The organism is Mesorhizobium sp. WSM3868 (assembly GCF_002294785.1).
GTDB lineage: Bacteria > Pseudomonadota > Alphaproteobacteria > Rhizobiales > Rhizobiaceae > Mesorhizobium.
The window spans coordinates 509,194-535,022 of sequence record NZ_NSGB01000002.1; the positions used below are offsets into that span (position 1 = coordinate 509,194).

The following is a 25,829-nucleotide window of genomic DNA, read 5'->3' on the forward strand; positions in this document are numbered from 1 at the left end:
CGTGACCGTCAATCTCGCTTCCTTCCTCTATCTGGTCTCCGGCATCCTGTTCATCCTGGCGCTGCGCGGCCTGTCGCATCCGACCACCAGCCGCCAGGGCAATCTCTACGGCATGATCGGCATGGGCATTGCCATCGCCACCACGCTGGCGCTGGCGCTGCCCTCGGCTGGCCGCTTCGGCCTGATCGTGCTGGGGCTTGCCATCGGCGGCGGCGTCGGCGCCTATGTGGCGCGCCGCATCGCCATGACCTCGATGCCGCAGCTGGTCGCCGCCTTCCACTCGCTCGTCGGTTTCGCTGCCGTCATGGTGGCAGCGGCAGCAACCTACGCGCCGGAAAGCTTCGGCATCGGCACGGCCGGCGACATCCATGCCCAGGCGCTCATCGAGATGAGCCTCGGCGTCGCCATCGGTGCAATCACTTTCACCGGCTCGGTCATCGCCTTCCTCAAGCTCGACGGTCGCATGTCCGGCAAGCCGATCATGATCGGCGGCCGCCACCTGATCAACATCGCGCTTGGCGTAGCCCTGGTAGTGCTGATCGTGCTGCTCGTCACCACCGAATCCAAGCTAATCTTCTGGCTGATCGTCGCCGCCTCGCTGGTGCTCGGCGTGCTTCTGATCATCCCGATCGGCGGCGCCGACATGCCGGTCGTGGTGTCGATGCTGAATTCCTATTCCGGTTGGGCGGCGGCGGCGCTCGGCTTCACGCTCGGCAATCTGGCGCTGATCATCACCGGTGCGCTGGTCGGCTCTTCCGGTGCGATCCTGTCCTACATCATGTGCAAGGGCATGAACCGCTCCTTCATCTCCGTCATCCTCGGCGGCTTCGGTGGCGAGACGGCTGCGGCTGCCGACGACGGCATCGAGCGCACCGTCAAGCAGGGCTCGGCCGACGACGCAGCCTATCTGATGATGAACGCGCAGAAGGTCATCATCGTGCCGGGCTATGGCATGGCGGTGGCCCAGGCCCAGCACGCGCTGCGCGAGATGGCCGACAAGCTCAAGGCCAATGGCGTCGAGGTAAAATACGCCATCCATCCGGTCGCCGGCCGCATGCCCGGCCACATGAACGTGCTGCTCGCCGAGGCCAATGTGCCCTATGACGAGGTGTTCGAGTTGGAGGATATCAACTCCGAATTCGCCCAGGCGGATGTCGCCTATGTCATCGGCGCCAACGACGTCACCAACCCGTCCGCGCGAGATGACAAGAGCAGCCCGATCTACGGCATGCCGATCCTCGACGTCGACAAGGCCCGCACCTGTCTCTTCGTCAAGCGCTCGCTGGGTTCGGGCTATGCCGGCATCGACAACACGCTGTTCTATAAGGACGGCACCATGATGCTGCTCGGCGACGCCAAGAAGATGACCGAGGAAATCGTCAAGGCCTTCGATCACTGATCCGGCTCGCCATCTCAAAGACCGAAAAGCCCGGCCGTGAGCCGGGCTTTGTCTTTCAAATCACCGGATGGCTCAGTTTAGCCTTTGGACAGGAAAAGCGCCTCGTCTTCGTCGCGCTGCTTGCCGCCGAGAGCTGCGGCAGCGCTGGCGATGAATGCGCCGATGACCAATGCCAAGGCGCCGATCAGGGCAAATGAGGCCGTTGCCTTCCTGGCCGTGTCTGCCGCCTGCTTGGCCTTGGTCTTAGCCTCCTCCACCTTTGCAAGCACCGCATCGACACGGGCCTTTGCGTCGGCTTCCGGAAGGCCTGTGCGGGCAGTCACAAGCTGCGCCAGGTAGGTCTTGTCGTCGGCCGACACCTCACCGGAGGCGGCACTTGCGACCAGGATGCGAGACGCTTGCGCCGTGGTCGCCGCGTCGTTCTGCGGATTGGCGGCTGCAAGCTTGCTCGCATCCGCCGGACGGAACAGCGTGTCGACGAAATACGATGTCGCATTGTCGACCGAGGCGCCGTTGGCGTTTGCCGACGCGCCTGCCGAGGCACCCATCGCGGCGCCCGACGCGACAGTGGATGCCGCCTGCACGCCCGTCCCAACTGCAGCCGACAGGACCGAGCCGAGAACACCGGCGACAAGCAACGTGGCCAGCGCCCAGGCAAGGAAGCCGTGGGTGGTGTCGCGGAAATAGACCTCGTCAGTGTGGACGCCAACCCATTTGGTCCGCAACCGCCCGGCAAGATAACCGCCTAGGCCCGCCGACAGCCATTGCACGACGATCAACCAGGCGCCGGTGGTAGCCGCGAAGGTGGTGACCGAAGGATTTGACGCGGACCAGGGCGAAACCATCGTCAGCCCGAGTCCGGAGCCGAGCAAGGTAAGGATGAGAGTCAAAGCCGAGGCTGCGAAAGCGCCAGCGATGATCGGCCCCCAACTGACGGCGGTGGCGGAGGATTCTAGCGTACCGGGAGCATCGGTTGCCGATAGGGTGGGCTGCATCGAAGCCTCCTAGCGGGCAAAAAGCATAATGAGAATGATGATCGGAATCGGAACCCCGAGCAACCAGAGCAAGATACCGCGGCCCATCGAAACCTCCTGAAACAAGTTGTGATCGATCTGTCACAATGTTTCAGGAGACCTTCTGTTCCGGTCGGATCACCCCATCCGCCACGGACGGCGGACCGACGGCAGGCTGAGAGGGCCGATTGGCACGGTCCTCAAATATCCAGATTGGCCACCGACAGCGCATTGTCCTGGATGAACTCGCGCCGCGGCTCCACCTCGTCGCCCATCAGCCGTGAGAACAAGCTGTCGGCGTCGGTCGCGTCGGCCACCTTGACCTGAAGCAGCGAGCGCACATTCGGATCCAGCGTGGTTTCCCAGAGCTGTTCGGCATTCATCTCGCCAAGACCCTTGTAGCGCTGCATGGTCAGTCCCTTGCGGCCCGCCGCGAACACCGCGTTGAGCAGCGCCAGCGGTCCGGAAAGGAGCTCGGAAGTCTCCTTGCGGCGCAGCGTCGGCTGCTCGCCATAGACTTCCGCCAGACGCGCTGCATAGCGGTCCAGCTGGCGCGCATCGGCCGAATTGATCAGCCCGGCATCGAGCTGGACCGCGTCCTTGACGCCGCGCACGGTGCGTTCGAAGACATAGCCGCCCGACCCGTCATTGGAGGTCGACAGCCGTCCGCTCCAGCCGCGCTCGGTCTCCTCGGCGATCATGTCGAGCCGCCTGGCGACGTGTTCGGCCATGGCGGTGGCGCGGCCGAGATCGGCGAGCACGTCGGCGTTGAGCGCGCCGGCGATCGCCGCCTGCTCGACGACACTGCGGTTGTAGCGCGTGTGCAGCCCGTTGATCAGGTGCCGCACCGCCAACGCGTCGTCGACCGCGCCGCGCAGGTCCTGTCCGGTCCGCACCTCGCCGGAGGCGAGCGTCAGTGAAGCCTCTTCCAGCCCGGACTCGATCAGATATTCCTCATAGGCGCTTTCGTCCTTGAGATATTGCGAGCTCTTGCCTCGCGTCACTTTGTAGAGCGGCGGCTGGGCGATGTAGAGATGGCCGCGCTCGATCAGCTCCGGCATCTGCCGGAAGAAGAAGGTGAGCAGCAGCGTGCGGATATGGGCGCCGTCGACGTCGGCGTCCGTCATCAGGATGATCTTGTGGTAGCGCAGCTTGTCGGCGTTGAACTCGTCCTTGCCGATCGAGGTGCCGAGCGCCGTGATCAGCGTGCCGATCATGTCGGAGCTGAGCATGCGGTCGAAGCGCGCCCGCTCGACATTCAGGATCTTGCCCCGCAGCGGCAGGATCGCCTGGTTCTGGCGCGAGCGCCCGCCCTTGGCCGAGCCGCCGGCCGAATCGCCCTCGACGATGAAGATTTCCGATTTCGCGGGATCGCGCTCTTGGCAGTCGGCAAGCTTGCCGGGCAGCGAGGTGACGCCGAGCGTGCTCTTGCGGGTTATGTCGCGCGCCTTGCGCGCGGCTTCGCGCGCGGCGGCCGCCTGGATCACCTTCTCCACCACCACCTTGCCTTCGGTTGGATGCTCTTCCAGCCAGGTGCCCAGCGCCTCGTTGACCAGGCTTTCCACCACCGGCCGGACTTCCGAGGAGACCAGCTTGTCCTTGGTCTGCGAGGAGAATTTCGGATCCGGAACCTTGACCGACAGAACGGCCGTCAGGCCTTCGCGGCAGTCGTCGCCGGTCAGCGAAACCTTTTCCTTCTTGGTCTGGCCGGAGGACTCGCCATAGCCGGTGATCTGCCTGGTCAGCGCGGCGCGGAATCCGGCCAAATGCGTGCCGCCGTCGCGCTGCGGGATGTTGTTGGTGAAGGCCAGCACATTCTCGTGGTAGCTGTCGTTCCACCACATCGCCACCTCGACGGTGATGCCGTCGCGCTCGGCGCGAATGGCGATCGGCTTCTCGATCAGCGGCTTCTTCACCCGGTCGAGATATTTCACGAATTCCTCTAGGCCGCCGTCATAATGCAATTCGTGGCGCACGAGGTCGGCATGGCGCGCGTCGGTCAGCACGATGCGCACGCCGGAATTGAGGAAGGCGAGCTCGCGCAGCCGGTGCTCGAGCGTGTTGTAGTCGAATTCGACCATGGTGAAGGTTTCGGCCGACGGGAAGAAGGTGATCTCGCTGCCGCTGCGGCCTTCATAGGTCCCCGGTCGCTTGTCCTGCTCGTAGGTGCCGGTCACCTTCAGCGGAGCGTCGGCATTGCCGTGCGTGAAGCTCATCTCGAAGATTTCGCCGTTGCGACGGATCTTGAGCTTGAGCCATGCCGAAAGAGCGTTGACCACCGAGACGCCGACGCCGTGCAGGCCGCCCGAAACCTTGTAGGAGTTCTGGTCGAATTTGCCGCCGGCATGCAGCTGGGTCATGATCACTTCGGCCGCCGAGACGCCCTCGCTGGGATGGATATCGGTCGGAATCCCGCGGCCATTGTCGATGACGGTCACCGAGCCGTCGGGGTTGAGCGTCACCGAGACGAGGTCGGCATGCCCGGCCAGCGCCTCGTCGATGGCGTTGTCCACCACCTCATAGACCATGTGATGCAGGCCCGAGCCGTCGTCGGTGTCGCCGATATACATGCCCGGCCGCTTGCGGACGGCATCCAACCCCTTCAAAACCTTGATAGAATCGGCGCCATACTCGGCTTCCGCGCCAATGGCGCTTTCGGTCTGATCGCTCATAAATACCTGTCTGATTGATGTCGCTGATCCGGCGCGGAAAAATGGTCCCGAATCGCGCCGTTTTGATGTCCTAGATATAGGCGCAAATGGCCGTTTTTCCAAGGTTTGCAGGCGTTTTGCCGGCTTGGCGAGCGGCCGTTGGCAGGCCGGGCGCGATACACCGGGAAGCGCGGTGCGGGCAGCGGGCTATGCCGGCGTGAAAGCCGCGCCCGAGCGCGGCCTTGCAACAGTCACATCGGGGCGTCTGCTATTCCGCCCGGAGGCCGGCGCGCAGCGCCTTCAGCGCCTCGCTCCAGCGGAACAACTCGTCCAGCATGGCCTTGGCGCCGCCCAGCACCTGCTCGCTCGGATGATACGCGCCCTCCTTGTCGAGCAAGGTCCTGTAGGAAGGCAGCGCCACGCCTTCCGGGATCGGCATGACGCCGACGGAGGTCAGCAGCGGCTTCAGCGCCTGTGCCGCGCGCAGGCCGCCGGACACCCCGCCATAGCTGAAGATGGCGGCGGGCTTGTAGCGCCACTCCTTGAGCAGATAGTCGACGGCGTTAACAATCGCCGGAGCGGCGAAGTAATTGTATTCCGGCGCCACGAAGACGAAGGCGTCGGCGGCGTCGATCGCCGTCGACCAGGCCTTGGTGTGGTCGTTCTCGTATTTGCGCAGGCGCGGATGATGCGGCTCGTCGAGCAGCGGCAGCTTGAAGGCGGCAATGTCGGCGAGCGCCGGCTCGAACTTGCCGTGCTCGCGCGCGAACCCCTCCAGCCACTCGGCGAAGATCGGTCCGGCCCGTCCCGGTCGCGTGCTGCCGATGATGATGCTCAACTGGTGCTTCACGGGTGGCTCCTCGATTGACGGTATCCGTTGGCGACTAAAGGAACCGGTCACCGTCAACAAGCAGCCATCGAAGGGCGCCGTTCACATTCAGGCGAGGCGGTCTCTCCATGGGCTTTCCGTTCGGTCACATGGACGCCCGCTTTGCCGCGCATTACATTTGCCGTCGTAGCGGAGCATCCGATGGACACAAAGCCCGCCCCCTTCGTGCCGCCTGCGCCGAAGCCGCGCACCCAGCCGCCCTCGACGCTGGAGATGATGCGCATCGTCTACCGCAACCCGCTCGAGCTGTGGGGCGAGCATACCTACAACGAGCCCTGGATCTCGGTGACCGGTATCGGCGGGCCGCTGGTCATCGCCAACGATCCCGGCCTCATCCGCCACGTGCTGGTCGACAACGCCAGGAACTACAAGATGGCGACGGTGCGCCAGCTGATCCTGCGCCCGATCCTGCGAGACGGCTTGCTCACCGCCGAGGGAGAGGTGTGGAAGCGCTCGCGCAAGGCGATGGCGCCGGTGTTCACGCCGCGCCACATCTTCGGTTTCGCCGAGCCGATGCTGAAGCGCACGCTGGAATTCGCCACCCGCTACGAGGCCGGCGGTACGACCGACGTCGCCCGCGACATGACGATGCTCACCTATGACATCCTGGCCGAGACGCTGTTTTCCGGCGAGATCGCCGGCGAGCCCGGCAGCTTCGCCAAGGAGATCGACCGCCTGTTCGAGACCATGGGCCGGGTCGATCCGCTCGACCTGTTGCGCGCCCCGGAATGGCTGCCGCGGCTGACCCGCATCCGCGGCCGCAAGACCATGGCCTATTTCCGCAACATCGTTGCCAACACGGTGAAAATGCGCGAGCAGCGGCTGAAGCGCGATCCCGACGGCGTGCCGCAGGATTTCCTGACGCTACTCCTGAAAGCCGAGGGGCCGGACGGCCTGACCCGCGCCGAAGTCGAGGACAACATCATCACCTTCATCGGCGCCGGGCACGAGACCACGGCGCGCGCGCTCGGCTGGACGATCTACTGTCTCGCCGAAGCGCCTTGGGAGCGCGACAAGGTCGAGCAGGAGATCGATGCGGTGCTGGCGCGCGAGCCCGATCCGACAAGGTGGCTGGACGCCATGCCGCTCACCCGCGCCGCCTTCGAGGAAGCGCTGAGGCTTTATCCGCCGGCGCCCTCGATCAATCGCGAGCCGATCGAGCCGGAGACCTGGAACGGCCTCTATATCCCGAGATACGCCGCCGTGCTGGTGATGCCCTGGGTGGTGCATCGCCATCGCAAGCTATGGGACAGGCCGGACGCCTTCATGCCGGAGCGCTTCCATCCGGAGAACCGCGAACGGATCGACCGCTTCCAGTATCTGCCTTTCGGCGCCGGGCCGCGCGTCTGCATCGGCGCCAGCTTCGCCATGCAGGAGGCGATCATTGCTTTGGCCATCCTGTTGTCGCGCTTCCGTTTCGACGTAACGTCACAAACTCGGCCATGGCCGGTGCAGAAGCTGACCACGCAGCCGCAGGGCGGCCTGCCGATGCAGATTTCCCGCCGCGCCTGATTGGAACGGTCCCGATCGGGAACAGTCTACCGGTCGGCGATCGGCCGGCGCTGCTGGAACTGGCCGGCGGCGCGGAAGCGCCAGAGATAGCTCGGCAGGATCGCGGCGATCGCCTGCGGCTGGATGCCGAGGCCATTGATCGTTCTGTTCGCCTTGGCGGCGGCTTCGGAGACGACGTTGTGCTCGCGCAGCTGCAGCACCTGGTCCTTGGTCAGCAGCGGATTGGGCAACAGCTGCAGGATCGAGGCTTGGATATTGGCCACCCACCACGGCACCGGCACCAGGAGGCGTCTGCGGTCGATAACGGCGAGCAGCTCCTGCATGCATTCCTTGAAGGTCAGCACCTGCGGGCCGCCGAGCTCATAGGTCTGGCCACGCTCGACCTTGCCGTCGACCGAGCGTGCCACCGCCTCGGCGACGTCGCCGACATAGATCGGCTGGAATTTCGTCTCCCCGCCGCCGATCAGCGGCAGCACGGGCGAGAAGCGCGCCATGTTGGCGAAGCGGTTGAAGAAGGCGTCCTCGGGTCCGAAATTGATCGAGGGCCGCAAGACGACGGCGTCGGGCACCGTCTCGAACACTGCTTTCTCGCCGAGAGCCTTGGTGCGGGCATATCCCGACGGCGAGTTGAGGTCGGCGCCGAGCGCCGATATATGGGTGAGGCCGGCGCCGACCGATCGCGCGGCCTCGGCGACGGCGCGCGCGCCGAACTCGTGCACGGAGCCGAATTTCTGCCGGCCGCTCTCATGCAGTATGGCGACGAGGTTGACGACGTGGTCGGCGCCCTGAACGGCGCGGTCGACCGACCAGCGCACGCGCACATTGGCCTGCACCGGCTGGATCTGGCCGACATTGCCGAGCGGCTGCACATGGCCGGCAAGGTCGGGCCGCCGGCAGGCGACCCGGATGCGATAGCCGCGCTTGGCGAGCGCGCGAACGACATGACGGCCGACGAATCCCGAGCCGCCGAACACGACGACGAGCTTGGGGGTCTGCAGGATTTCGGTCATGGCTGGCTCCGCGCGCAAAAGCTTGGCTGAGCCGCTTCTTAATCCGTTTCGCGTCAAAGGCAAAGAGCGACCGGAGGTCGCCGCCGCCTTGTTTTTGAGCAATTCCAGGAAAGTGTGGAGCGGTTTTCCGTGCCGAATTGCGTCAGGGTAAAAGCCGCTCAGAACGCCTTGCCGATACGCGCGTCGACCGAATGCCGGTTGCCGCCTCGGATGACGAAGAAGGCGAGGATTGCCGCCCAAAGCAGCGACTTTTCCGCGCCCGAAAAGCCCTGGCCCATGGTGACCCAGTGGAACCATACCGTGACCAGAAGCACGATCAGGCCGGCGAAAGCGGCCGGGCGGGTGACGAGGCCGATGGCAATCAAAATGCCACCGAAGAATTCGGTGCAGGCGAGCAGCGGCGACCAGAAGACGCCAGGATAGAAGCCCAGACCTTCGACCATTTCCGTGGCGCCAAACGGATTGACGATCTTCTGCGAGCCATGAATGGCGAGGAAGGCCCCGGCGACGGCGCGCAGCAGCGTTTCGGCCGCATTGTTCAGCGTCGCATAGACTCCGCCTAGGGCCGGAACGATAAGCCTTGTTCTGGACGTGTCGGTGCTGGCGAACATGCGGTCTCCTTTTTGCTGATTTGACGGACGCAAAGGCGTCCACTCCGTCAAATAGGATAAACCTGACGAACTTTCGCATGTTTTATTGCCGCAGTGAGAAACAGAAAACCCCGCCGAGGCGGGGTTTTCCGGGCAGTGAGCGCACCGAAACAGGGTCCAACGAGGCGGCCTGACCTGAGACGGTATCAAGGCGGCGTGAAGCAAGCACGCCCGCCCCGGCCCTGGACGCCCGGCGCGACGGCCGCCAATCGCAAGCCGCGACCCAAGCCACCCTTTTGCGGCTTGCGATGTGGGGTGCCGCTGATGGGTCGCTGCCGGGCTAAGAAAGGTTCAAAGCGGCGCGAAGCAAATGCGCGCCTTGTTGCCGGGCGATGCCTCGATCAGGCCGAGTAGCGTCCGGCGAATTCGGAAATGCGCTGCACGACCGCCTTCGGGATATCGACACCGCGCGCCGTCGCCTTTTCAGCGGCCTCTGCCCGGGCACGGCCGGGGATGTGCACGCCGTAGCGCCGCCGCAGCCGGTCGAGCTGGTCCTTCATGCGCTGCTCAAAATCCGGATCGACCAATTTGGGCTCGATAGCGAGCACGAAGAGCCCGGTTCCGGGGCTGTCCGGCCCGCCGGAGAACCAGGGTGCGTCGAGCGACCAGTTGGCGCCGGAAATCCCCGCCGCCAGCACCTCGACCATAAGCGCGATGTTGGCGCCGCGCTGGCCGCCGAAGGCGAGCATCGCGCCCTTCATCGCCGCCGCCGGATCGGTGGTCGGGTTGCCGCTGGCATCGAGTGCCCAGCCCTCGGGGATCTTCCTGCCGTCTTCCGCCGCCTTGCGGATGTTGACGAAGGCGGTGGCGCTCGACGATTGGTCGATCACCAACGGCGGCCCGTCCGCGGCAGGCGCGGCAAAGGACATCGGGTTGGTGCAGTAGACCGGCTTGACCGAGCCCGAGCCTGCAAGCACCGCCGGCCCGTTGGTCGCGGCGAACGAGACCAGCCCCTGCGCTGCCAGCCGTCCGGTGAAATAGCCGAGCGCGCCGCAGGTATAGGCGTTCCTTTGCGAGAAGATGGCGACGCCGAACAGCCTCGCCGCCTTGACGAGGTCATCTATAGTGCGGTCGAAGCCGGTATGGGCAAGCCCGCCGCGCGCGTCGGACAGGTAGACGGCCAGCGCCGGCCGGGTGACGACCGGATCGGCATCGCCGTCGATGCGACCGTCCTCGATGGCCTCCAGATAGTCGATGAAATGCGACAGGCCGACCGCCGACAGGCCTTCTGCTTGCGCGGCGATGATCGAGGCAACCAGCGACTGCGTCGCCTCCTCGTTGGCGCCGGCGCCGAGCGCCGCCATGCGGCAGAGCCCTGTTGCCTGGTCGAGAGTGAGTTGCATCGGAGCCGTCCTGAGGGAGTAAGGGAGTAGGGGGAAATTGTGGAGCAAATAGCGAATGGGGATGGAAATGTGAATGCGGATCGTGGCTGAACACTCCCCTATTCCCCTACTCCCCTACTCCCCTGCTAACCGATCTTGACCGGAATCCGGGCCTCGATGCGGCTGAAGATGAGAACCAGGATGCCGGTGATGGTCATGTAGATCAGCGCCAGCAGCAGCAAGGGCTCGTAGGTGAGATAAGTGTCCTGCCGCACCTTGGACGAGACGGCGAAGATATCGATGACGCTGATCGTCGCCACCAGCGGCGTCGACTTGAGCTGCAGCACGGTTTCGCCGGTCAGTGTCGGAAGCGCGCGGAAAAAGGCCTGCGGCAGCCAGATGCGGCGGAAGATCTTGAAGCGGCTCATGCCGAAGGCGCGCGCGGCTTCCAGCTGCCCTTTCGGCACGCCGGCGAAGGCGCCGCGCATCACCTCGCCTTCATAGCCGGCGAATGACAAGGTCAACGCCAATACGCCGTAGGGCCAGGCTTGCCTGAGATAGGGCCACATCCAGGACTCGCGGATCCATGGATATTGCGGAAAAAGCGATCCAAGCCCGTAGTAGAGCAGCCACAGTTGCAGCAGCAGCGGCGTACCGCGGATGATGGTGCAGAAGATCTTGGCCGGTGCGGCGAGCCAGAACGGCCCACCGGCCTGCGCCAGCCCAAGCGGTACGGCCAGTATAAAGCCCAGCGCGCAGGTCACGACGAGGATCCACAGCGACCGCCAGATGCCGAGCAGCCCCATCTGCCAATATTGCGGCAGCCAGTCCCAGCGCATGAAGAAGGCCGCGCAGAGGACCAATCCCAGCGCGATTAGGATCAGCACGATGCGGTGCGGCTTCAGCCAGAGCGAGGCACGCGCCGCCATATTGATCGCGGTCGCTTCGGCCGACATCAGCGCGCCTCCTTGACGGAAGGCATGCCGCGCCGCGACCAGGCCTCGACGCGGCCGATGATCACGTTGGAAAACAGCGTCAGCGCCAGATAAAGCGCGCCGGCAGCAAGATAGAAGACCAGATAGGCCTTGGTGACGCCGGCCGCCTGACGCGTCGCGAGCGTCAGTTCGAAGAAGCCGACGACGGCAAGCAACGCGGTGTCCTTGGTGGCGATCAGCCAGAGATTGGCAAGGCCGGGAATGGCGAAAGGCAGCATTGCCGGCAATGTTATGCGCCTCAACATCAGGCCGGGCGGCATGCCATAGGCGCGGGCGGCCTCGATCTGGCCTTGTGGGATGGACAGGATGGCGCCGCGGATGACTTCCGTCGAATAGGCGCCCTGCACGACGCCAAGGACAAAGATGCCGGCGGCCAGCCCGCTGATGTCGACGCGCTGGTAACCCATCGCGGTCAGCAGCTGATTGATGAGATCGGTGCCGGCGTAATAGAGCAGCAGGATCAGCACCAGTTCCGGCACGGCGCGCACCACCGTGGTGTAGACGGCGAGCAGATCGCGCGTCACCGGTCCGCCGTAAAGCTTGCCCCAGGCGCCGCCGGTGCCGATCAAAAGACCAAGGCAGGTGGCGCCGATGGCGATCTCGATCGAATGCAGCAATCCGACCAGCAGGGTGCCGCCCCAGCCGGGCGGCACGGGCGACAGGAGTTCGATGATGCCGGCCGCCGAGGCCGGAAGAAAGGCATTGATCAGCTTCGCCCCCGAATTGCTGGCAGCCGCCGACCGCAGCGTTCAGCGGCGGGCTTGCGTGGCAAGGTTTGGGCCAAGGGGCATGGCGCTGGCCATGCCCCCAAATATCAAATGGAGGCGTCAGTTCGACTGCGTGGCGCCGCCATAGATGTCGAAGTCGAAGTATTTCTTGGAGATCTCATCGTACTTGCCGTTGGCGCGGATCGCCTTGATGCCGGCGTTGATCTTTTCCTTGAGCGCGGTGTCTTCCTTGCGCACGCCGGCGCCGACGCCCGGCCCCAGCACCTCGTCGTCCGGCGCGACCATGCCCTTCAGATCGCAGCAGGCCTTGCCCTGGTCCGTCTTGAGGAATTCGCCGAGCGCGATGGAGTCGGCCTGCACCGCATCGAGACGGCCGGCGGCGAGATCGTTGTTGGCCTCGTCCTGCGTCTGGTATTCCTTGATCTCCTGCGCGCCGGTGAAGTGCTTCTTGGCGTAGACGGCATGCACGGTCGACACCTGAACGCCGATCACCTTGCCTTTGAGATCGTCCGGCGTGGCGCCGAACTTCTGATCCTTCGGTCCGATGATTGCTGTCGGCGTGTTGTAGTACTTATCCGAGAAGTCGATCGTCTTCTTGCGCTCGTCGGTGATCGACATCGAGGAGACGATAAGGTCGATCTTCTTGGTGGTGAGCGCCGGAATGATGCCGTCCCAGGCAACGGGCGTGATGACGCAGTCGAGCTTCTCCTCGGCGCAGACAGCGTCGATGAAATCGATCTCCCAGCCGACCCACTTGCCCGTCGCGTCCGGCGAGGTGAATGGCGGATAGGGCTCGGCGGCGACGCCGATCTTGACCTGATCGGCCTTGGCCACGCCCATCGCGGCGACGCCGAACAGCAGCGCCGCGGCGAAGGTCTTGAGAACAGTCTTCATTTCAGGACTCCCAGTTTGTTGTCGTTCCCGGTTTTCGCTCCGCTTGACGCCGGCCCTAGCCGACATTGCGGAGGAATTGCTTGAGCCTTTCGGATTTTGGCGCGCCGAACAGCTGTTCCGGCGGGCCTTCTTCCTCGACCAGCCCGTTGTAGAGGTAGACGACATGGGTCGCGACCTCGCGGGCGAATTTCATTTCATGCGTCACCAGCACCATGGTGCGCCCCTCGCGCGCCAGGTCGCCGATCACCTTCAGCACCTCGCCGACCAGCTCCGGATCGAGCGCGGAGGTCGGCTCGTCGAACAGCATGACGCGCGGATTGATCGCCAGTGCCCTGGCGATCGCGGCGCGCTGCTGCTGGCCGCCCGACAGGAATGCCGGGTAGACGTCGCGCTTCTCCGCCAGCCCGACCCGGGCGAGCAGCTTCTCGGCCTGGGCGATCGCCTCGTCGCGCTTGACGCCGAGCACGTGCACCGGAACCTCGATGACGTTCTCGATCAGCGTCATGTGGCTCCACAGGTTGAAGTTTTGGAACACCATGCCGAGTCTCGAGCGGATGCGCTCGATCTGCTTGCGGTCGGCAGGAACCGTATGGCCGTGGCTGTCGGCCTTCAGCTTGATCTCCTCGCCATTGACACGGATGATGCCGCTGGTCGGGTTTTCCAGGCAGTTGATGCAGCGCAGCAGCGTCGACTTGCCGGAGCCCGAGCCGCCGATGATGGCGATCACCTCGCCGTCGCGCGCCGACAGCGAAACGCCCTTCAGCACATGCAGCTGGCCGAACTTCTTGTGCAGGTTCTCGACATGGATGGCTTCGGCGGCGCCGCTCTGCGCTTGGCCGGCTGGGACGGCGGCGGCTTCCACCGCGCTCACCGGGCAACCTCTGTAGGGGCGACGGCAGTTCGTCGAACGTCCATCCGGCTCATCAACATACGCTGTACTGTCCCGCTCCTCACTTCAGCATGGACCCGGCAGCGCGAGCCCGTCAATCCCGTTCATTACGGCACTTGCGACCTTGTTGCGCAAGTGTATAAATAGCCGTTCATGAAATTTTTTCGGTTTTTTTCATCTTAAAAGGTCATTGATGAGCGCTTTCGGATCACAATCCATGGCAGCGCCGCTGCGGCGCGTGCTCATGCGGTCGGCGGCGAACGCGATGCGCGACGCCGACAGAGCTCAATGGCACTACGGCCCGGGGTTCAACCCGGCAAAGGCAGCGTCGCAGCACGCGGTCCTTGCTGAACTGGTAGCCGCTTCCGGCGCCGAAATCGAATGGATCGAGGACAAGGCCGACGGCCTTTCGGATTCGGTGTTCACGCACGACCCATCGCTGATGACCGAGCACGGTGCGCTGATCCTGTCCATGGGCAAGCCATTGCGCGCCAGGGAACCCTCCCTGCATGAAGAAACCTACAGAGGGCTGGGTATTCCGATCCTCGGCCGCGTCGAGGCTCCCGGCCAGGTCGAAGGCGGTGATTGCGTATGGGTGGATGCCCGCACGCTGGCGATCGGGCGCGGGGTCCGCTCCAACCAGGAAGGCATCCAGCAGGTTTCGAACCTGCTGACGCCGCTGGGAATTTCTGTCTACGGTTTTGATCTGCCGCTGTGGCAGGGGGAAGAGGCGTGCCTGCATCTGATGTCGGTGATCAGCCCGCTGGCCGACGATCTCGCGCTGGTCTATTCGCCGCTGTTGCCGGCTCCGTTCTATCAGATGCTGAAGGCGCGCGGCATCAGGCTGGTCGAAGGCGACGCCGGAGAATTCGCCGCTTCCAACGGCCTCAGCCTGAACGTGCTGCCGACCAGCCCGCACAAGGTCATTGCCGTTGCGGGCTTTCCCAAGACCAAAGCCGCGATGGAGGCCGCCGGCTGCACGGTTGAGATTTTCGAGGCGGATGCGCTCTGTATCGCCTGCGAAGGCGGGCCGACATGCCTGACGCGGCCGATCCTGCGCCGATGACGGCGCGCCGCAAGTTCCGTCGCGAGGGCGAGGAGCGGCGGCGGCAGGATCTGATCGAAGCGACTCTGGACTGCGTGGCGGAATATGGCCTGCAGGGCGCCACTTTGCGCACCATCGCATTGCGTGCCGGCGTCACCGCCGGCCTGATCCGGCACTATTTCCCCGGCAAGGAAGAATTGCTGCAGGGGGCCTATACGGCGCTGGTCGGCCGCATGACCGAGCAGGCGAAAGCAGCATTGGTCATGGAAGAGGCTTCGCCTCGCCAACGCCTTGCAGCTTTCGTCACCGCCAATCTCAGCGCGCCGATCATCGACCAGCGGGTGTTTTCGCTCTGGGCGACCTTCATCGGCCGTGCCGGTGCGGATCCGACGCTCGCCCGTGCTCACCGCGAAGGCTATCTTGGCTTTCGCAACGAGGTGGAAGCGGTCGTCGCCGAGGTGCTTGCCGCCGAACAGCGCGAACCGGACGCAAGTCAGCTGCGCCGTCATGCCATCGCCATCAATGCGATCATCGACGGGCTTTGGATCGAAGGCTGCCTGGCCGGTGAGATGTTCTCGCCCGGCGAGTTGGCGGCGATTGGCATCAAGGCTGTCGAGGCCGAACTCGGCCTCGCGCCGCTGAAGCATGATCCCGAAAAGTAGGACCCGGTTTTCGGAGAAAGATCATGCTCAACAAAGGTTAGATCGGGATGGCAATTCAACGAAACGCCATCACGGGCCAGAGCAATTCCAGGAAAAGGTGAAAAGCGGTTTCCCGTCCGGGATTGCGTAACAAACAAAGAGATAGAGCAAATCACCGTTTCCGTTAAACGGTGATCCGCTCCAAAGGGAGAAAACCAATGACCACGCTCGGCGAAGCGCTCATCACCTTGCTCGAGGCGCATGGCGTCGACACCGTCTTCGGCATTCCAGGCGTCCATACGGTCGAGCTTTATCGCGGCTTGGCGCGTTCGAAGATCCGCCACATCACGCCGCGCCACGAGCAGGGCGCCGGCTTCATGGCCGACGGCTACGCCCGCGCCGGCGGCCGGCCGGGCGTGGCTTTCGTCATCACCGGACCCGGCCTCACCAACACCATCACCGCGATGGGCCAGGCGCGCGCCGATTCGGTGCCGATGCTGGTGATCTCCGGTGTCAATGCCACCGATACGCTCGGCAAGGGTTTGGGCTTCCTGCACGAATTGCCGGACCAGCGCGGCATGATGGAGAAGGTGGCGCTGTCTTCTGAGCGTGTCACCGAGGCCGAGGAACTGCCGGGTGCGCTCGCCCGCGCCTTCGCCGTCTTCTCCTCGTCGCGGCCGGGTCCGGTTCACATAGAGATCCCGACAAACGTCATGGTGAAGCCCGCCGAGGGGCTCGCGCCGGTGCTCGGCAACGCCGCGCCGCCCGCTCCGGACGCGGCGGCGGTTGCCGAGGCTGCGAGGTTGATCAAGGCGGCTCGCCGTCCGCTGATTCTTGCCGGTGGCGGTGCCAAGAAGGCCGACGCGGCACTGACGCGCTTCGCCGAAGCGCTCGGCGCGCCGGTGGTCGAGACCGCCAATGCGCGCGGCCTGCTGCATGGCCACCCGCTCTTGGTGCCGGCAAGCCCCAGCCTCAAGGCGGTGCGCGCGCTGATGGCGGACGCCGATCTGGTGATCGCCGCCGGCACCGAATTCGGCCCCACCGACTATGACGGCTACGGCGATGGCGGCTTCGTGCTGCCGCCGAGCCTCATCCGCATCGATATCGGCGCCGACCAGCTCGCGCGCCGTCCGGTGACGGTTGGCATCCACGCCGATTGTGCCGAGGCGCTTTCTGCCCTGCTGGCTGCACTCGGCGCGGCTCATGTCGCCGCGAAAGACGGCGAAGCCCGCGCTGCCGCAGGGCGAGAGGCCGCTCTGGCGGAGCTGCGGCCGGACTACCTGGCGCAGCTGCGCGCGGTGGAGACGATCCGTGACGCGCTGCCCGGCGCCATCATCGTCGGCGACTCGACGCAACCGATCTACGCCGCCAATCTTTATTACGACCACGACCGTCCGGCCGGCTGGTTCAATGCCGCGACCGGTTTCGGCGCGCTGGGCTACGGTCCGCCGGCGGCGATCGGTGCCGCCCTTGCCGTGCCCGAAGCGCCGGTCGTGTGCCTCACCGGCGACGGCGGCTTCCAGTTCACCTTGCCGGAGCTCGGCGCGGCGCTCGACGCCGAGGCGCCGGTGATCTTCGTCGTCTGGAACAATCGCGGTTATCGCGAGATCGAGACCTCGATGCTTGATGTCGGCGTCGAGCCGGTCGGCGTGTCGCCGGCGCCGCCGGATTTCTGCAAGCTCGCCGAGGCCTACGGCATCGAAGCCGAGCGGCTGACAGGGGTCGGTGACCTGGCCGGTGCGCTGAAGCGCGCGCGAACTGCCGGCAAGCCGCGGGTTATAGAAATCACCGTCGATTGAAGGTCCTGGCGACCGTCCCATCCGGCCGAGACGCAGCCCGCGCCACGTTACGCGGCTTTGTCTCGACGCATGCAAAGACGGGACGCCTGCCATGTCGATATTTCAATTGAGTGACAACGCGAAAGGCGCGACGTTCGAGGCTGGGGCGGCATAACCATAAGAATACGACAGGAGCAGTCGAAATATGACGGAAACGCTTAACGGCAGGCATGTCGTGGTGACGGGCGGCACCGGGGCGCTCGGCGGCGCGGTTGTCGGCAGATTGCTGGAGCAGGGCGCGATTTGCCACGTGCCCAATGCGCATGCCGCGGCTCCGCCGCATTTTCCCTACGCGGCTCACGCCAGTGTCCATCTGGCGCACAATGTCGACCTGTCGGACTCCGCCAAGGTCGAGGCCTTCTACCATCAGGTTCCGGAGCTTTGGGCTTCGATCCATCTCGCCGGCGGTTTCACCATGGCGCCGGTCGAAAAGATCGAGACGGCATCCTTTGCCGAGATGATGGACACCAATGCCCGGACCACCTTCCTTTGCAGCCGCGCCGCGGTGCGCTCGATGCTGACGTCGGGCACCGCTGGGCGCATCGTCAACGTCAGCGCGCGTGCCGGGCTTGATCCCAGGCGCGGCGCCGGAATGGTCGCTTATGCCGCGAGCAAGGCGGCGGTCGCCGCGATGACCCAGGCGATGGCCGAGGAGCTGAAGCACAAGGGCATCCTGGTCAATGCGGTCGCGCCCTCGACGCTCGACACGCCCGCCACCCGCGCCGACATGCCCGACGCCGATTTCACCAAATGGGTCAGCCTCGAGGCCGCCGCCGAGGCGATCGCCTATCTCGCCTCGCCCGCCAATCAGGCGATGAGCGGCACGCTGGTGCCGCTCTACGGACGAGCCTGACCTCATAGATCAAAGTGCAATGAAAAACCCCGCCGGATCGCTCCGGCGGGGTTTTTGCTTTCGGTAGAGGAAGGAGCTTAGTTGCCCTGCTTCTTCAGCGCCGCGCCCAGGATGTCTCCCAGCGAGGCGCCGGAGTCGGTCGAGCCGTACTGGGCGACCGCTTCCTTCTCCTCGGCGATTTCCAGCGCCTTGATCGAGACCTGCAGCTTGCGGGTCTTCTTGTCGAAGGCGATGACGCGGGCGTCGACCTTCTGGCCGACGGTGAAGCGCTCGGGGCGCTGCTCGTCGCGGTCACGGGAAAGGTCCGAACGCTTGATGAAGGTATCGAGGCCGCTGTCGACCAGCCGCACTTCCAGGCCGCCATCCTTCACCGCGGTGACCTCGCAGGTGACGACGGCGTTCTTGCGCAGCTCGCCGCTGCTCGCCGCCTCGCCGACCGTGTCGCGGGCCAACTGCTTGATGCCGAGCGAGATGCGCTCCTTCTCGATGTCGACGTCGAGCACCTGCGCCTTGACCATGTCGCCGCGATTGTACTCTTCGATCACCTGCTCGCCCGGACGGGTCCAGTCGAGGTCGGAGAGGTGCACCATGCCGTCCACGTCGCCTTCCAGGCCGATGAACAGGCCGAACTCGGTCTTGTTCTTGACCTCGCCCTCGACCTGGCTGCCGACCGGATGGTTGCGCGCGAAGGCTTCCCACGGGTTCTCCAGCGTCTGCTTGAGACCGAGCGAGATGCGGCGCTTGGCCGGATCGACCTCGAGCACCACCACGTCGACTTCCTGCGTCGTCGACAGGATCTTGCCGGGATGCACGTTCTTCTTCGTCCACGACATTTCCGAAACGTGGATGAGGCCCTCGATGCCCGGCTCCAGCTCGACGAACGCGCCGTAGTCGGTGATGTTGGTGACGGTGCCCTTGATCTTCTTGCCGATCGGGAACTTGGTGCCGATATCCGACCACGGATCGCTCTCGAGCTGCTTCATGCCGAGCGAGATGCGATGGGTTTCCTGGTTGATGCGGATGATCTGCACCTTGACCGTCTGGCCGATGTTGAGGATCTCGGTCGGATGGTTGACGCGGCGCCATGCCATGTCGGTGACATGCAGCAGGCCGTCGATGCCGCCGAGGTCGACGAACGCACCGTAGTCGGTGATGTTCTTGACCACGCCCTCGACAACCTGGCCCTCCTCGAGGTTCTGCACGATTTCCGAACGCTGTTCGGCGCGGCTCTCCTCGAGCACGGTGCGGCGCGACACCACGATGTTGCCGCGGCGGCGATCCATCTTGAGGATCTCGAAGGGCTGCGGGTTGTGCATCAGCGGCGAGACGTCGCGGATCGGACGGATGTCGACCTGGCTGCGCGGCAGGAACGCCACGGCGCCGTCGAGATCGACGGTGAAGCCGCCCTTGACCTGGTTGAAGATGACGCCTTCGACGCGCTCACCCTTGGTGAACTTCTCTTCGAGGCGCACCCAGCTCTCCTCGCGGCGGGCCTTCTCGCGCGACAGCATGGCCTCGCCAAGCGCGTTCTCGATGCGCTCGACATAGACCTCGACGGTGTCGCCGACCTTGAGGGAGGAATCCTTGCCCTTGGCGCCGAATTCCTTCAGCGGCACGCGGCCTTCGACCTTGAGGCCGACATCGATGATGGCCATGTCCTTTTCGATCGCGGTGATCGTGCCCCGGACAACCTGGCCCTCGCCGGAATGGCCGGCGGTGAATGATTCTTCGAGCATGCTCGCGAAATCATCGCGAGTGGGATTTGCAGCTGACATTGTTTCTCCTGGAATGCTTCGCACAACAAGCGAAGCGGGCGCCGTGGGTTAGCGTTGCGTGAGCCTGCCGGCGTTCCGGGCTGAAGAGCCCTCGGCCGCTTAAGCGGCAAGTCCGGCGCATAGAGAATGCTGGCAGGCTGGTTCGTGCCCGATATGGGTATTTTCATCGCCTCCGGCAACGGAAAACACGAGGAAAACCCGGATCAGGCCTTGTTTCTCTTGGCCAGCAGTCTTTGATGGTTAGCCATGGCCGCCAGAAACGCGGTCTCTATAGACACTTCGCCGGTGTCAGGCAAGTGCGCGTCGCGGCGGTGCGCGTGCTCCGCCCGAATGTTTTTGCGATTACGCGTTCGCGGTTGCAGTTCTTTTTTGCCGACATGGATTTGTCACGGGGAGCATCACCATGCAGTCAAGCGCCACTTTCAACATCTTCCTGCCGGTTGCCCTCGTCATCATCATGCTGGGGCTTGGCCTGTCCCTCAAGCTCCAGGATTTCTTGCAGGTGGTGCTGCGACCGAAGGCCCTCCTGGTGGCTCTTATCGTGCAGATACTGGTTCTTCCCGTCCTTTGCTTCGGCATCGTGTCGGTTTCGGCTTTGCCGCCTGCCATGGCGGTCGGCATGATGCTGCTCGCGGCCAGTCCCGGCGCCCCGTCCGCGGTTCTCTTCACCCACCTTGCCAAGGGCGATACGGCGCTCAGCCTGACGCTGACGGCGATCAGCTCAATGGTGGCGCTGGTGTCGGTGCCATTGATCACCAATTTTTCGCTGCTGCATTTCTATAGCGCCGGGCACGTCATCCCGCTGCCGATCGAGAAATTCCTGCAGTTCTTTGCCGTTGTGCTTGTCCCGGTTTCGATCGGAGTTGCCGTCCGGCACCGCTACACGGCCCTGGCCGAGCGCCTGGAGGGGCCCGTCAAGCTACTGGCGACGCTTTTTCTTGCGGCGGTCGTTATTTTTGCCGTCGTCGATCAGCGGCAGGTCATCGTGACCTGGGGACCTGTTGTCGGCTTTGCCGCCTTTGCGTTCAACGTGGTGAGCATGGCGCTCGGCTACGCCGTTCCGTCGCTGCTGCGCCTGGAGAGGCGGCAGGCGGTCGCCATCACCATGGCAACGGCCATCCACAACGCCGCGTTCGTCATAGCCCTGGCGCTTAGCGAATATCTGCTCAACAATGCCGAAATGGCGATCTCGCCAGCGCTTTACGCCTTGATTGCCTATGTCACCGCGGCGGTTTTCGTAGCCGTCGTGAGCAGGTCAGGCAGACCTGCGATCGAAGGCACGATCCGGTCGTGATAGCCAAGCTCAGGCGAGGTCTTTCGCGGCCATGGCTCGGTCAACGATAGCCATGGCTGCCAGAAACGCGGCCTCGATTGCCATGTCGCTGGTGTCGAGCAAGTGCGCGTCCACCGCCGGCTTGAGCGGCGAGTCGGCACGGCCCATATCGCGCTCGTCGCGGCGCTCGATGTCGGCGAGGATCGTGGCAAAATCGGCGCTGCCGCCCATGCTCTCGATCTCGGCCAGCCGGCGCCTTGCCCGCACTTCCGCGCTCGCTGTGACATAGAGCTTGATATCGGCGTCGGGACACACGACCGTGCCGATATCACGTCCGTCGAGCACCGCGCCTGGCGGCGCCTTGGCGAACTCGCGTTGCTTATCGACCAGGATGCGCCGGACCGACGGAATGACGGCGACCTTTGAGGCGGCCTCGCCTACCGCATGCGCCGAAAGCACCGTACGGTCGAGGTTCGAAAGGTCGACTTGGCGAGCCGCGGTTTCCGCCGCCGAGACATTGTCGAGCGGCAGACCGAGCTCGAGCAGCTTATGGGCGACGGCGCGATAGGTGAGGCCGGTATCGAGCAGGTTCAGCCGGTAATGATCGGCGAGCCGGCGAGCGAGTGTGCCCTTGCCGGCGCCCGCGGGGCCGTCGATGGCGATGGCGAAGGGGGTGCTCATTGGCTCGCCTCGAACGATAGGCGCAATGAACAAGACGAGCGCCGCGATCCTTCGCGCCCCCCTCTGTCCTGCCGGACATCTTCCCCGCTTGGGGGGAGATCAGCCGTCATCGCGGCTTGCGCCAATTGTCTATGTTGCAGGATTGAGCGGAGCGCCGGAGCCGCCAATCTCCCCCGTTGCGGGGGAGATGTCCGGCAGGACAAAGCGGGGTGCTGTTCCGCTTGCATCTCGGTTCGGCTCCAACCCATCCCCGTCACTCGATCTCGGCGCCGAGCCCCTTCATCAGCCCCATGAATTCCGGAAAGCTCGTCGCGATCATATTGGCGTCGTCGATGGTCACCGGCTTTTCCGTCGCCAGCCCCATCACCAGGAAACTCATGGCGATGCGATGGTCGAGATGCGTCTTCACCGCCGTGTCCGGCCCGTTGGGATGAGCGCCCAGGCCCTTGCCGCCGGGCTTGCCGCGCACGGCGAGCGAGGCTTCGCCCTCGCTGCAGTCGACGCCGTTGAGCTTCAGCCCGTTGGCCACCGCCGACAACCGGTCGGATTCCTTGACGCGCAATTCCTCCAGACCCTGCATCAGCGTCTCGCCTTCGGCGAAAACAGCGGCGACTGCTAGCACCGGATATTCGTCGATCATCGACGGCGCCCGCTCCGGCGGCACCACGACACCTTTGAGGTCGGAGGAGCGCACGCGCAGGTCCGCCACGTCCTCGCCGCCGGCATTGCGCGGGTTGAGGATGTCGATGCGGCCGCCCATCTCCTGCAATGTGAGGAGCAGCCCGGTGCGGGTCGGGTTCATCAGCACGTTCTCGATCACGATATCCGAGCCCGGCACGATGAGCGCCGCCACGAGCGGGAAGCCGGCCGAGGAGGGATCGCCCGGCACGGCGATAGTCTGCCCCGTGAGCTTGCCCTGGCCTTCGATGAAGATGTGGCGCACGCCGCGCTCGTCGGTCTCGACGGTCAGGTTGGCGCCGAAGCCTTTCAGCATCTTTTCGGTGTGATCGCGCGTCATCACCGGCTCGATCACGGTGGTGATGCCGGGCGTGTTGAGGCCGGCAAGCAGCACCGCCGACTTCACCTGTGCCGAGGCCATCGGCACGCGATAGGTTATCGGCGCGGCATGCTTGGGGCCGCGCAGCGTGATCGGCATGCGGTCGCCGGGCGCCGCTTTCAGCACCTGCACGCCCATCTGGCGCAGCGGCTCCAGCACCCGGCCCATCGGCCGGCCGGAGAGCGAGGCGTCGCCGATAAAGGTCGTCTCCATGTCATAGGTGCCAACCAGGCCCATGGTGAGCCGCGAGCCGGTGCCCGCATTGCCGAAATCGAGCGGGCCTTCCGGCTCCAGCAGCGCGCCGTTGCCGGTGCCGCGGATCACCCATTCGGCGCCCGTCTTTTCGATATGCGCGCCCATCGCCTTCATGGCGGCGCCCGTGCGCATCACGTCTTCGCCTTCCAGCAGGCCGGTGATGCGCGTCTCGCCGGAAGCCAGGCCGCCGAACATGAAGGAGCGGTGCGAGATCGACTTGTCGCCCGGCACCCGCGCCGTGCCGGCAAGGGCAGGGGATTTGCGGGCCGTAGCCGGCTTCGGGGCGGCAGCGTGAGACATTGTCTGTTCCAAATGCGGGCGCCGGCGGGCCGGCTCAATTCGTCGTGTTGCGGCGGTCTCGTATCACGGCGCGCCGCAATGGTCATCCCCTCACGCGGGCCTTCGAATGCAAGGTTTTGCGATGCCGGCTTTTGGCTTTGACAGCGCGGAAAACTGCGGTTAAGGGGACCATTCTTTTTTTGACGAGGCTTGCTGTGGCAAAACCTGAACTTGGCACAAAACGTGTCGACCCCGAAACGGGGCGGAAATTCTACGATCTGAACAAGGACCCGATCGTCTCGCCATACACCGGCAAGAGCTATCCGCGCTCCTATTTCGAGGAAGGCAAGATTTCCGCGATCGAGGACGATGAGGACGTCGCCGACAAGGAAGTCGACTCCGAGGAGGAAGAAGGCGCCGAAATCGTCTCGCTCGAAGATGCGGACGAGGAGACCAAGGGCGGCGGCGACGATCTGCCCGATCTCGGCGACGACGAGGATGATGTCGATCTCGGTGACGATGACGATGACACCTTCCTTGCCGACGAGGAAGAAGAGGACGACGACGTTTCCGATATGATCGGCGTCGGCGACGACGAGGACGAGGTCTGATTTCGGCCCCGGCGCGATTGTTTGCCGGCCATTTTGACCTGTGACGAAAAAGCGGCTTTTCAAGGCTTGATCTTGACCGAAGGCGGCGCTAGAAGCCGCCAGCACTAAACGACGGCGCGGTGCCCAACCGCGCCGGATCTCTTCGCCGGAAACGGCGCCGGCTGACTGCCGGGAGTGGGGCCATAGCTCAGTTGGGAGAGCGCTTGAATGGCATTCAAGAGGTCGTCGGTTCGATTCCGATTGGCTCCACCAAACAGTCTTTCTGTGATGCTCGGTTTCGCGGCATTGGCGCTTGTCGCTTGTGAATCGGTATCCGAGGCCCCGCCTCCTCCTCAACCTGCCCCGGCTGCTGTCGCGGCTCCCGCTGTCCCGGACACTGCGGTGCTCGACCAAACCGTGGCGATCACGCCTCCGGGCAAGAGTGTCCCCGCCCGATATGCGGCGTTTTCAGGCATTTGGGCGGGACGGCTGGATGGCACCTTTGAAGGCAAGCTGGCCGTGCTGACCGTTTCACCGGCCGGGCAGGTGACGGTCAGCTACGCGTGGGGCGATATGGCCGACAACAAGCCGGGGATCGCCGACGGCGCCGGCAGGATCGCCGGGAACACATTAAAGCTTGGACGCCTGCCGAACGGCGCAGACATCACGTTTACGATGCAGCCTGACGGAACGCTTGCCGGCACCTACACGCTTGCCGGCCAGACCTATAAGGGCCAGTTCGCCAAGCAATAGCGGCGGGCGGTCGCGTCGCCTTCTGCCGTGTCGGCCGGGCTCGAATCGGCTATGCCTCTCCCATGCAGGAAACGTCCCTCTATGCACCGGTGAAGCGGTTCCTCGAGAGCCTCGACTTCACCGTCAAAGGCGAGGTCGGCGGCTGCGACATCGTCGGGTTGCGCGAAGGCGAGCCGCCCGTGGTCGTCATCTGCGAGCTGAAGCTGCAGTTCAATCTCGAGCTCGTTCTGCAAGGCGTCGATCGGGCGGCGGCCTGCGACGAGGTCTGGCTCGCCGCGCGGATGTCGGCGCGCGGCAAGGGCCGCGAGCACGATCGACGTTTTCGCGCGCTCTGCCGCCGGCTCGGCTTCGGCCTGCTCGCGGTCGACGGGAAAGGCAAGGTCGAGTTGCTGCTCAGCCCGGCCGCCGTGCCGCCGCGGCGCGACCCGAGGCGGCGCTCGGGGCTGGTCGAGGAGCATCACCGCCGCAAGGGCGATCCCTCCATCGGCGGCAGCACGCGGCAAAAGCCGATCATGACCGCATACCGCCAGGAAGCAATTGCCTGCGCCGCCGCCATGGCCGACGGCCCGAAGCGGCCGCGCGATTTGAAACTCGTCGCGCCCCGCGCGGCCAGCATCCTGCTGCACAACTATTATGGCTGGTTCGCCAGGGCCGAGCGCGGCATCTACGCTCTGACCGAACTCGGGCAGGCTGCCTTGCTGTCGCAAGGGGTCCTCGAAGGACCGCTGCAGGTCGCTCCGTTTCAAGTCGAGCAGCTTGGAGCGAAGCTCGGCGCGTGACCGGCTGACGCCGCCCACGCACCCGTCGGCAATCGATCGAAATCGCCGAATCCACTAC

23 protein-coding genes, 1 tRNA gene and 1 pseudogene are annotated in these 25,829 nt (G+C 64.7%); 11 read left to right on the forward strand and 14 right to left on the reverse strand.

Translation table 11 applies throughout. The features are described 5' to 3' along the window. Position 1: 1 nt before the first annotated feature. Entirely contained in the window at positions 2-1,399 is a 1,398-nt protein-coding gene (locus CK221_RS05695) for an NAD(P)(+) transhydrogenase (Re/Si-specific) subunit beta (RefSeq protein WP_095776997.1), read from the forward strand. A 77-nt stretch (positions 1,400-1,476) separates the two neighbouring features. Here the strand turns inward: CK221_RS05695 and CK221_RS05700 are convergent, their stop codons facing one another. The 3 genes from CK221_RS05700 to CK221_RS05710 form a co-directional block, all read right to left on the reverse strand. Further along, positions 1,477-2,394, reverse strand: coding sequence for a hypothetical protein (locus tag CK221_RS05700; protein ID WP_095776998.1), 918 nt, complete (start codon positions 2,392-2,394; stop codon positions 1,477-1,479). Positions 2,395-2,612: 218 nt separating this feature from the next. Beyond that, positions 2,613-5,084 (reverse strand): DNA topoisomerase (ATP-hydrolyzing) subunit B, encoded by a 2,472-nt coding sequence (gyrB, locus tag CK221_RS05705; RefSeq protein ID WP_095776999.1) that lies wholly within the window; start codon positions 5,082-5,084, stop codon positions 2,613-2,615. A gap of 247 nt (positions 5,085-5,331) precedes the next feature. Next, complete coding sequence (locus tag CK221_RS05710; RefSeq protein ID WP_095777000.1) at positions 5,332-5,913, reverse strand: NADPH-dependent FMN reductase; 582 nt, start codon at positions 5,911-5,913, stop codon at positions 5,332-5,334. A gap of 180 nt (positions 5,914-6,093) precedes the next feature. Between CK221_RS05710 and CK221_RS05715 the strand changes: the two genes are divergently transcribed. After that, a complete protein-coding gene (locus CK221_RS05715; RefSeq protein WP_067003375.1) occupies positions 6,094-7,464 on the forward strand; it encodes a cytochrome P450 in 1,371 nt (456 codons plus the stop codon). Between the two features lie 26 nt (positions 7,465-7,490). Here CK221_RS05715 and CK221_RS05720 read toward each other — a convergent pair whose 3' ends face one another. From CK221_RS05720 to CK221_RS05750, 7 genes are all read right to left on the reverse strand, one after another. After that, on the reverse strand, positions 7,491-8,474 hold the full coding sequence (locus tag CK221_RS05720) for a complex I NDUFA9 subunit family protein (RefSeq protein ID WP_095777001.1): 984 nt from the start codon (positions 8,472-8,474) through the stop codon (positions 7,491-7,493). A gap of 158 nt (positions 8,475-8,632) precedes the next feature. Then, positions 8,633-9,085: a DoxX family protein gene (locus tag CK221_RS05725; protein WP_095777002.1), complete on the reverse strand. Its 453-nt coding sequence runs from the start codon at positions 9,083-9,085 to the stop codon at positions 8,633-8,635. 380 nt (positions 9,086-9,465) lie between these two features. Then, positions 9,466-10,467, reverse strand: a complete 1,002-nt coding sequence (locus CK221_RS05730; RefSeq protein ID WP_095777003.1) for an Ldh family oxidoreductase — start codon at positions 10,465-10,467, stop codon at positions 9,466-9,468. Between the two features lie 125 nt (positions 10,468-10,592). Beyond that, complete coding sequence (locus tag CK221_RS05735; RefSeq protein WP_067003383.1) at positions 10,593-11,402, reverse strand: ABC transporter permease; 810 nt, start codon at positions 11,400-11,402, stop codon at positions 10,593-10,595. Further along, the gene (locus CK221_RS05740; protein ID WP_127247917.1) at positions 11,402-12,067 is read right to left on the reverse strand and encodes an ABC transporter permease subunit; all 666 of its coding nucleotides are present in this window, start codon (positions 12,065-12,067) and stop codon (positions 11,402-11,404) included. The genes CK221_RS05735 and CK221_RS05740 overlap by 1 nt, the downstream gene beginning before the upstream one ends. 201 nt (positions 12,068-12,268) lie before the next feature. Then, on the reverse strand, positions 12,269-13,063 hold the full coding sequence (locus CK221_RS05745; protein ID WP_067324186.1) for a transporter substrate-binding domain-containing protein: 795 nt from the start codon (positions 13,061-13,063) through the stop codon (positions 12,269-12,271). 55 nt (positions 13,064-13,118) lie between these two features. After that, positions 13,119-13,934 (reverse strand): ABC transporter ATP-binding protein, encoded by an 816-nt coding sequence (locus CK221_RS05750; protein WP_067003385.1) that lies wholly within the window; start codon positions 13,932-13,934, stop codon positions 13,119-13,121. 211 nt (positions 13,935-14,145) lie between these two features. On the opposite strand from CK221_RS05750, the gene CK221_RS05755 reads away from it, so the two are divergent. From CK221_RS05755 to CK221_RS05770, 4 genes are all read left to right on the forward strand, one after another. Next, entirely contained in the window at positions 14,146-15,018 is an 873-nt protein-coding gene (locus CK221_RS05755) for a dimethylarginine dimethylaminohydrolase family protein (protein WP_095777103.1), read from the forward strand. Next, on the forward strand, positions 14,988-15,659 hold the full coding sequence (locus tag CK221_RS05760; RefSeq protein WP_095777005.1) for a TetR family transcriptional regulator C-terminal domain-containing protein: 672 nt from the start codon (positions 14,988-14,990) through the stop codon (positions 15,657-15,659). Before CK221_RS05755 ends, CK221_RS05760 begins: the two co-directional genes overlap by 31 nt. A 197-nt stretch (positions 15,660-15,856) precedes the next feature. After that, complete coding sequence (locus CK221_RS05765) at positions 15,857-17,437, forward strand: 5-guanidino-2-oxopentanoate decarboxylase (RefSeq protein WP_095777006.1); 1,581 nt, start codon at positions 15,857-15,859, stop codon at positions 17,435-17,437. Positions 17,438-17,621: 184 nt separating this feature from the next. Further along, complete coding sequence (locus CK221_RS05770) at positions 17,622-18,329, forward strand: SDR family NAD(P)-dependent oxidoreductase (protein WP_067003394.1); 708 nt, start codon at positions 17,622-17,624, stop codon at positions 18,327-18,329. Between the two features lie 77 nt (positions 18,330-18,406). On the opposite strand, the gene rpsA is transcribed toward CK221_RS05770, so the two are convergent. Both rpsA and CK221_RS31230 read right to left on the reverse strand, forming a co-directional pair. Then, complete coding sequence (gene rpsA / locus CK221_RS05775) at positions 18,407-20,104, reverse strand: 30S ribosomal protein S1 (protein WP_067003396.1); 1,698 nt, start codon at positions 20,102-20,104, stop codon at positions 18,407-18,409. Between the two features lie 203 nt (positions 20,105-20,307). Further along, a pseudogene (locus tag CK221_RS31230) lies at positions 20,308-20,409 on the reverse strand (cytidylate kinase); the annotation flags it as partial. A 98-nt stretch (positions 20,410-20,507) separates the two neighbouring features. Here CK221_RS31230 and CK221_RS05780 point away from each other — a divergent pair. Continuing rightward, a complete protein-coding gene (locus tag CK221_RS05780) occupies positions 20,508-21,398 on the forward strand; it encodes a bile acid:sodium symporter family protein (protein ID WP_095777007.1) in 891 nt (296 codons plus the stop codon). A 9-nt stretch (positions 21,399-21,407) separates the two neighbouring features. On the opposite strand, the gene cmk is transcribed toward CK221_RS05780, so the two are convergent. Then, positions 21,408-22,058 (reverse strand): (d)CMP kinase, encoded by a 651-nt coding sequence (cmk, locus tag CK221_RS05785; protein ID WP_095777008.1) that lies wholly within the window; start codon positions 22,056-22,058, stop codon positions 21,408-21,410. A gap of 253 nt (positions 22,059-22,311) precedes the next feature. Continuing rightward, entirely contained in the window at positions 22,312-23,670 is a 1,359-nt protein-coding gene (aroA, locus tag CK221_RS05790) for a 3-phosphoshikimate 1-carboxyvinyltransferase (protein ID WP_067003404.1), read from the reverse strand. Between the two features lie 194 nt (positions 23,671-23,864). Here aroA and CK221_RS05795 point away from each other — a divergent pair, with 194 nt between their 5' ends. From CK221_RS05795 to CK221_RS05810, 4 genes are all read left to right on the forward strand, one after another. Beyond that, the gene (locus CK221_RS05795) at positions 23,865-24,260 is read left to right on the forward strand and encodes a TIGR02300 family protein (RefSeq protein ID WP_067003406.1); all 396 of its coding nucleotides are present in this window, start codon (positions 23,865-23,867) and stop codon (positions 24,258-24,260) included. Positions 24,261-24,436: 176 nt separating this feature from the next. Further along, positions 24,437-24,512 (forward strand) — tRNA-Ala (locus CK221_RS05800). A 129-nt stretch (positions 24,513-24,641) separates the two neighbouring features. Further along, positions 24,642-24,992, forward strand: coding sequence for a hypothetical protein (locus CK221_RS05805; RefSeq protein WP_245425938.1), 351 nt, complete (start codon positions 24,642-24,644; stop codon positions 24,990-24,992). A gap of 62 nt (positions 24,993-25,054) precedes the next feature. Next, entirely contained in the window at positions 25,055-25,771 is a 717-nt protein-coding gene (locus CK221_RS05810) for a DUF2161 family putative PD-(D/E)XK-type phosphodiesterase (protein ID WP_095777009.1), read from the forward strand. Positions 25,772-25,829 lie beyond the last annotated feature (58 nt).

What these genes read in the sequence shown, in the direction of transcription:
- aroA (WP_067003404.1), bottom strand. Translation starts at nt 23,670, where the DNA reads ATGTCTCACGCTGCCGCCCCGAAGCCGGCTACGGCCCGCAAATCCCCT.
- CK221_RS05725 (WP_095777002.1), bottom strand. Translation starts at nt 9,085, where the DNA reads ATGTTCGCCAGCACCGACACGTCCAGAACAAGGCTTATCGTTCCGGCC.
- CK221_RS05760 (WP_095777005.1), top strand. Translation starts at nt 14,988, where the DNA reads ATGCCTGACGCGGCCGATCCTGCGCCGATGACGGCGCGCCGCAAGTTC.
- CK221_RS05730 (WP_095777003.1), bottom strand. Translation starts at nt 10,467, where the DNA reads ATGCAACTCACTCTCGACCAGGCAACAGGGCTCTGCCGCATGGCGGCG.
- cmk (WP_095777008.1), bottom strand. Translation starts at nt 22,058, where the DNA reads ATGAGCACCCCCTTCGCCATCGCCATCGACGGCCCCGCGGGCGCCGGC.
- CK221_RS05715 (WP_067003375.1), top strand. Translation starts at nt 6,094, where the DNA reads ATGGACACAAAGCCCGCCCCCTTCGTGCCGCCTGCGCCGAAGCCGCGC.
- CK221_RS05780 (WP_095777007.1), top strand. Translation starts at nt 20,508, where the DNA reads ATGCAGTCAAGCGCCACTTTCAACATCTTCCTGCCGGTTGCCCTCGTC.
- gyrB (WP_095776999.1), bottom strand. Translation starts at nt 5,084, where the DNA reads ATGAGCGATCAGACCGAAAGCGCCATTGGCGCGGAAGCCGAGTATGGC.
- CK221_RS05735 (WP_067003383.1), bottom strand. Translation starts at nt 11,402, where the DNA reads ATGTCGGCCGAAGCGACCGCGATCAATATGGCGGCGCGTGCCTCGCTC.
- rpsA (WP_067003396.1), bottom strand. Translation starts at nt 20,104, where the DNA reads ATGTCAGCTGCAAATCCCACTCGCGATGATTTCGCGAGCATGCTCGAA.
- CK221_RS05755 (WP_095777103.1), top strand. Translation starts at nt 14,146, where the DNA reads ATGAGCGCTTTCGGATCACAATCCATGGCAGCGCCGCTGCGGCGCGTG.
- CK221_RS05720 (WP_095777001.1), bottom strand. Translation starts at nt 8,474, where the DNA reads ATGACCGAAATCCTGCAGACCCCCAAGCTCGTCGTCGTGTTCGGCGGC.
- CK221_RS05810 (WP_095777009.1), top strand. Translation starts at nt 25,055, where the DNA reads ATGCAGGAAACGTCCCTCTATGCACCGGTGAAGCGGTTCCTCGAGAGC.
- CK221_RS05700 (WP_095776998.1), bottom strand. Translation starts at nt 2,394, where the DNA reads ATGCAGCCCACCCTATCGGCAACCGATGCTCCCGGTACGCTAGAATCC.
- CK221_RS05745 (WP_067324186.1), bottom strand. Translation starts at nt 13,063, where the DNA reads ATGAAGACTGTTCTCAAGACCTTCGCCGCGGCGCTGCTGTTCGGCGTC.
- CK221_RS05770 (WP_067003394.1), top strand. Translation starts at nt 17,622, where the DNA reads ATGACGGAAACGCTTAACGGCAGGCATGTCGTGGTGACGGGCGGCACC.
- CK221_RS05765 (WP_095777006.1), top strand. Translation starts at nt 15,857, where the DNA reads ATGACCACGCTCGGCGAAGCGCTCATCACCTTGCTCGAGGCGCATGGC.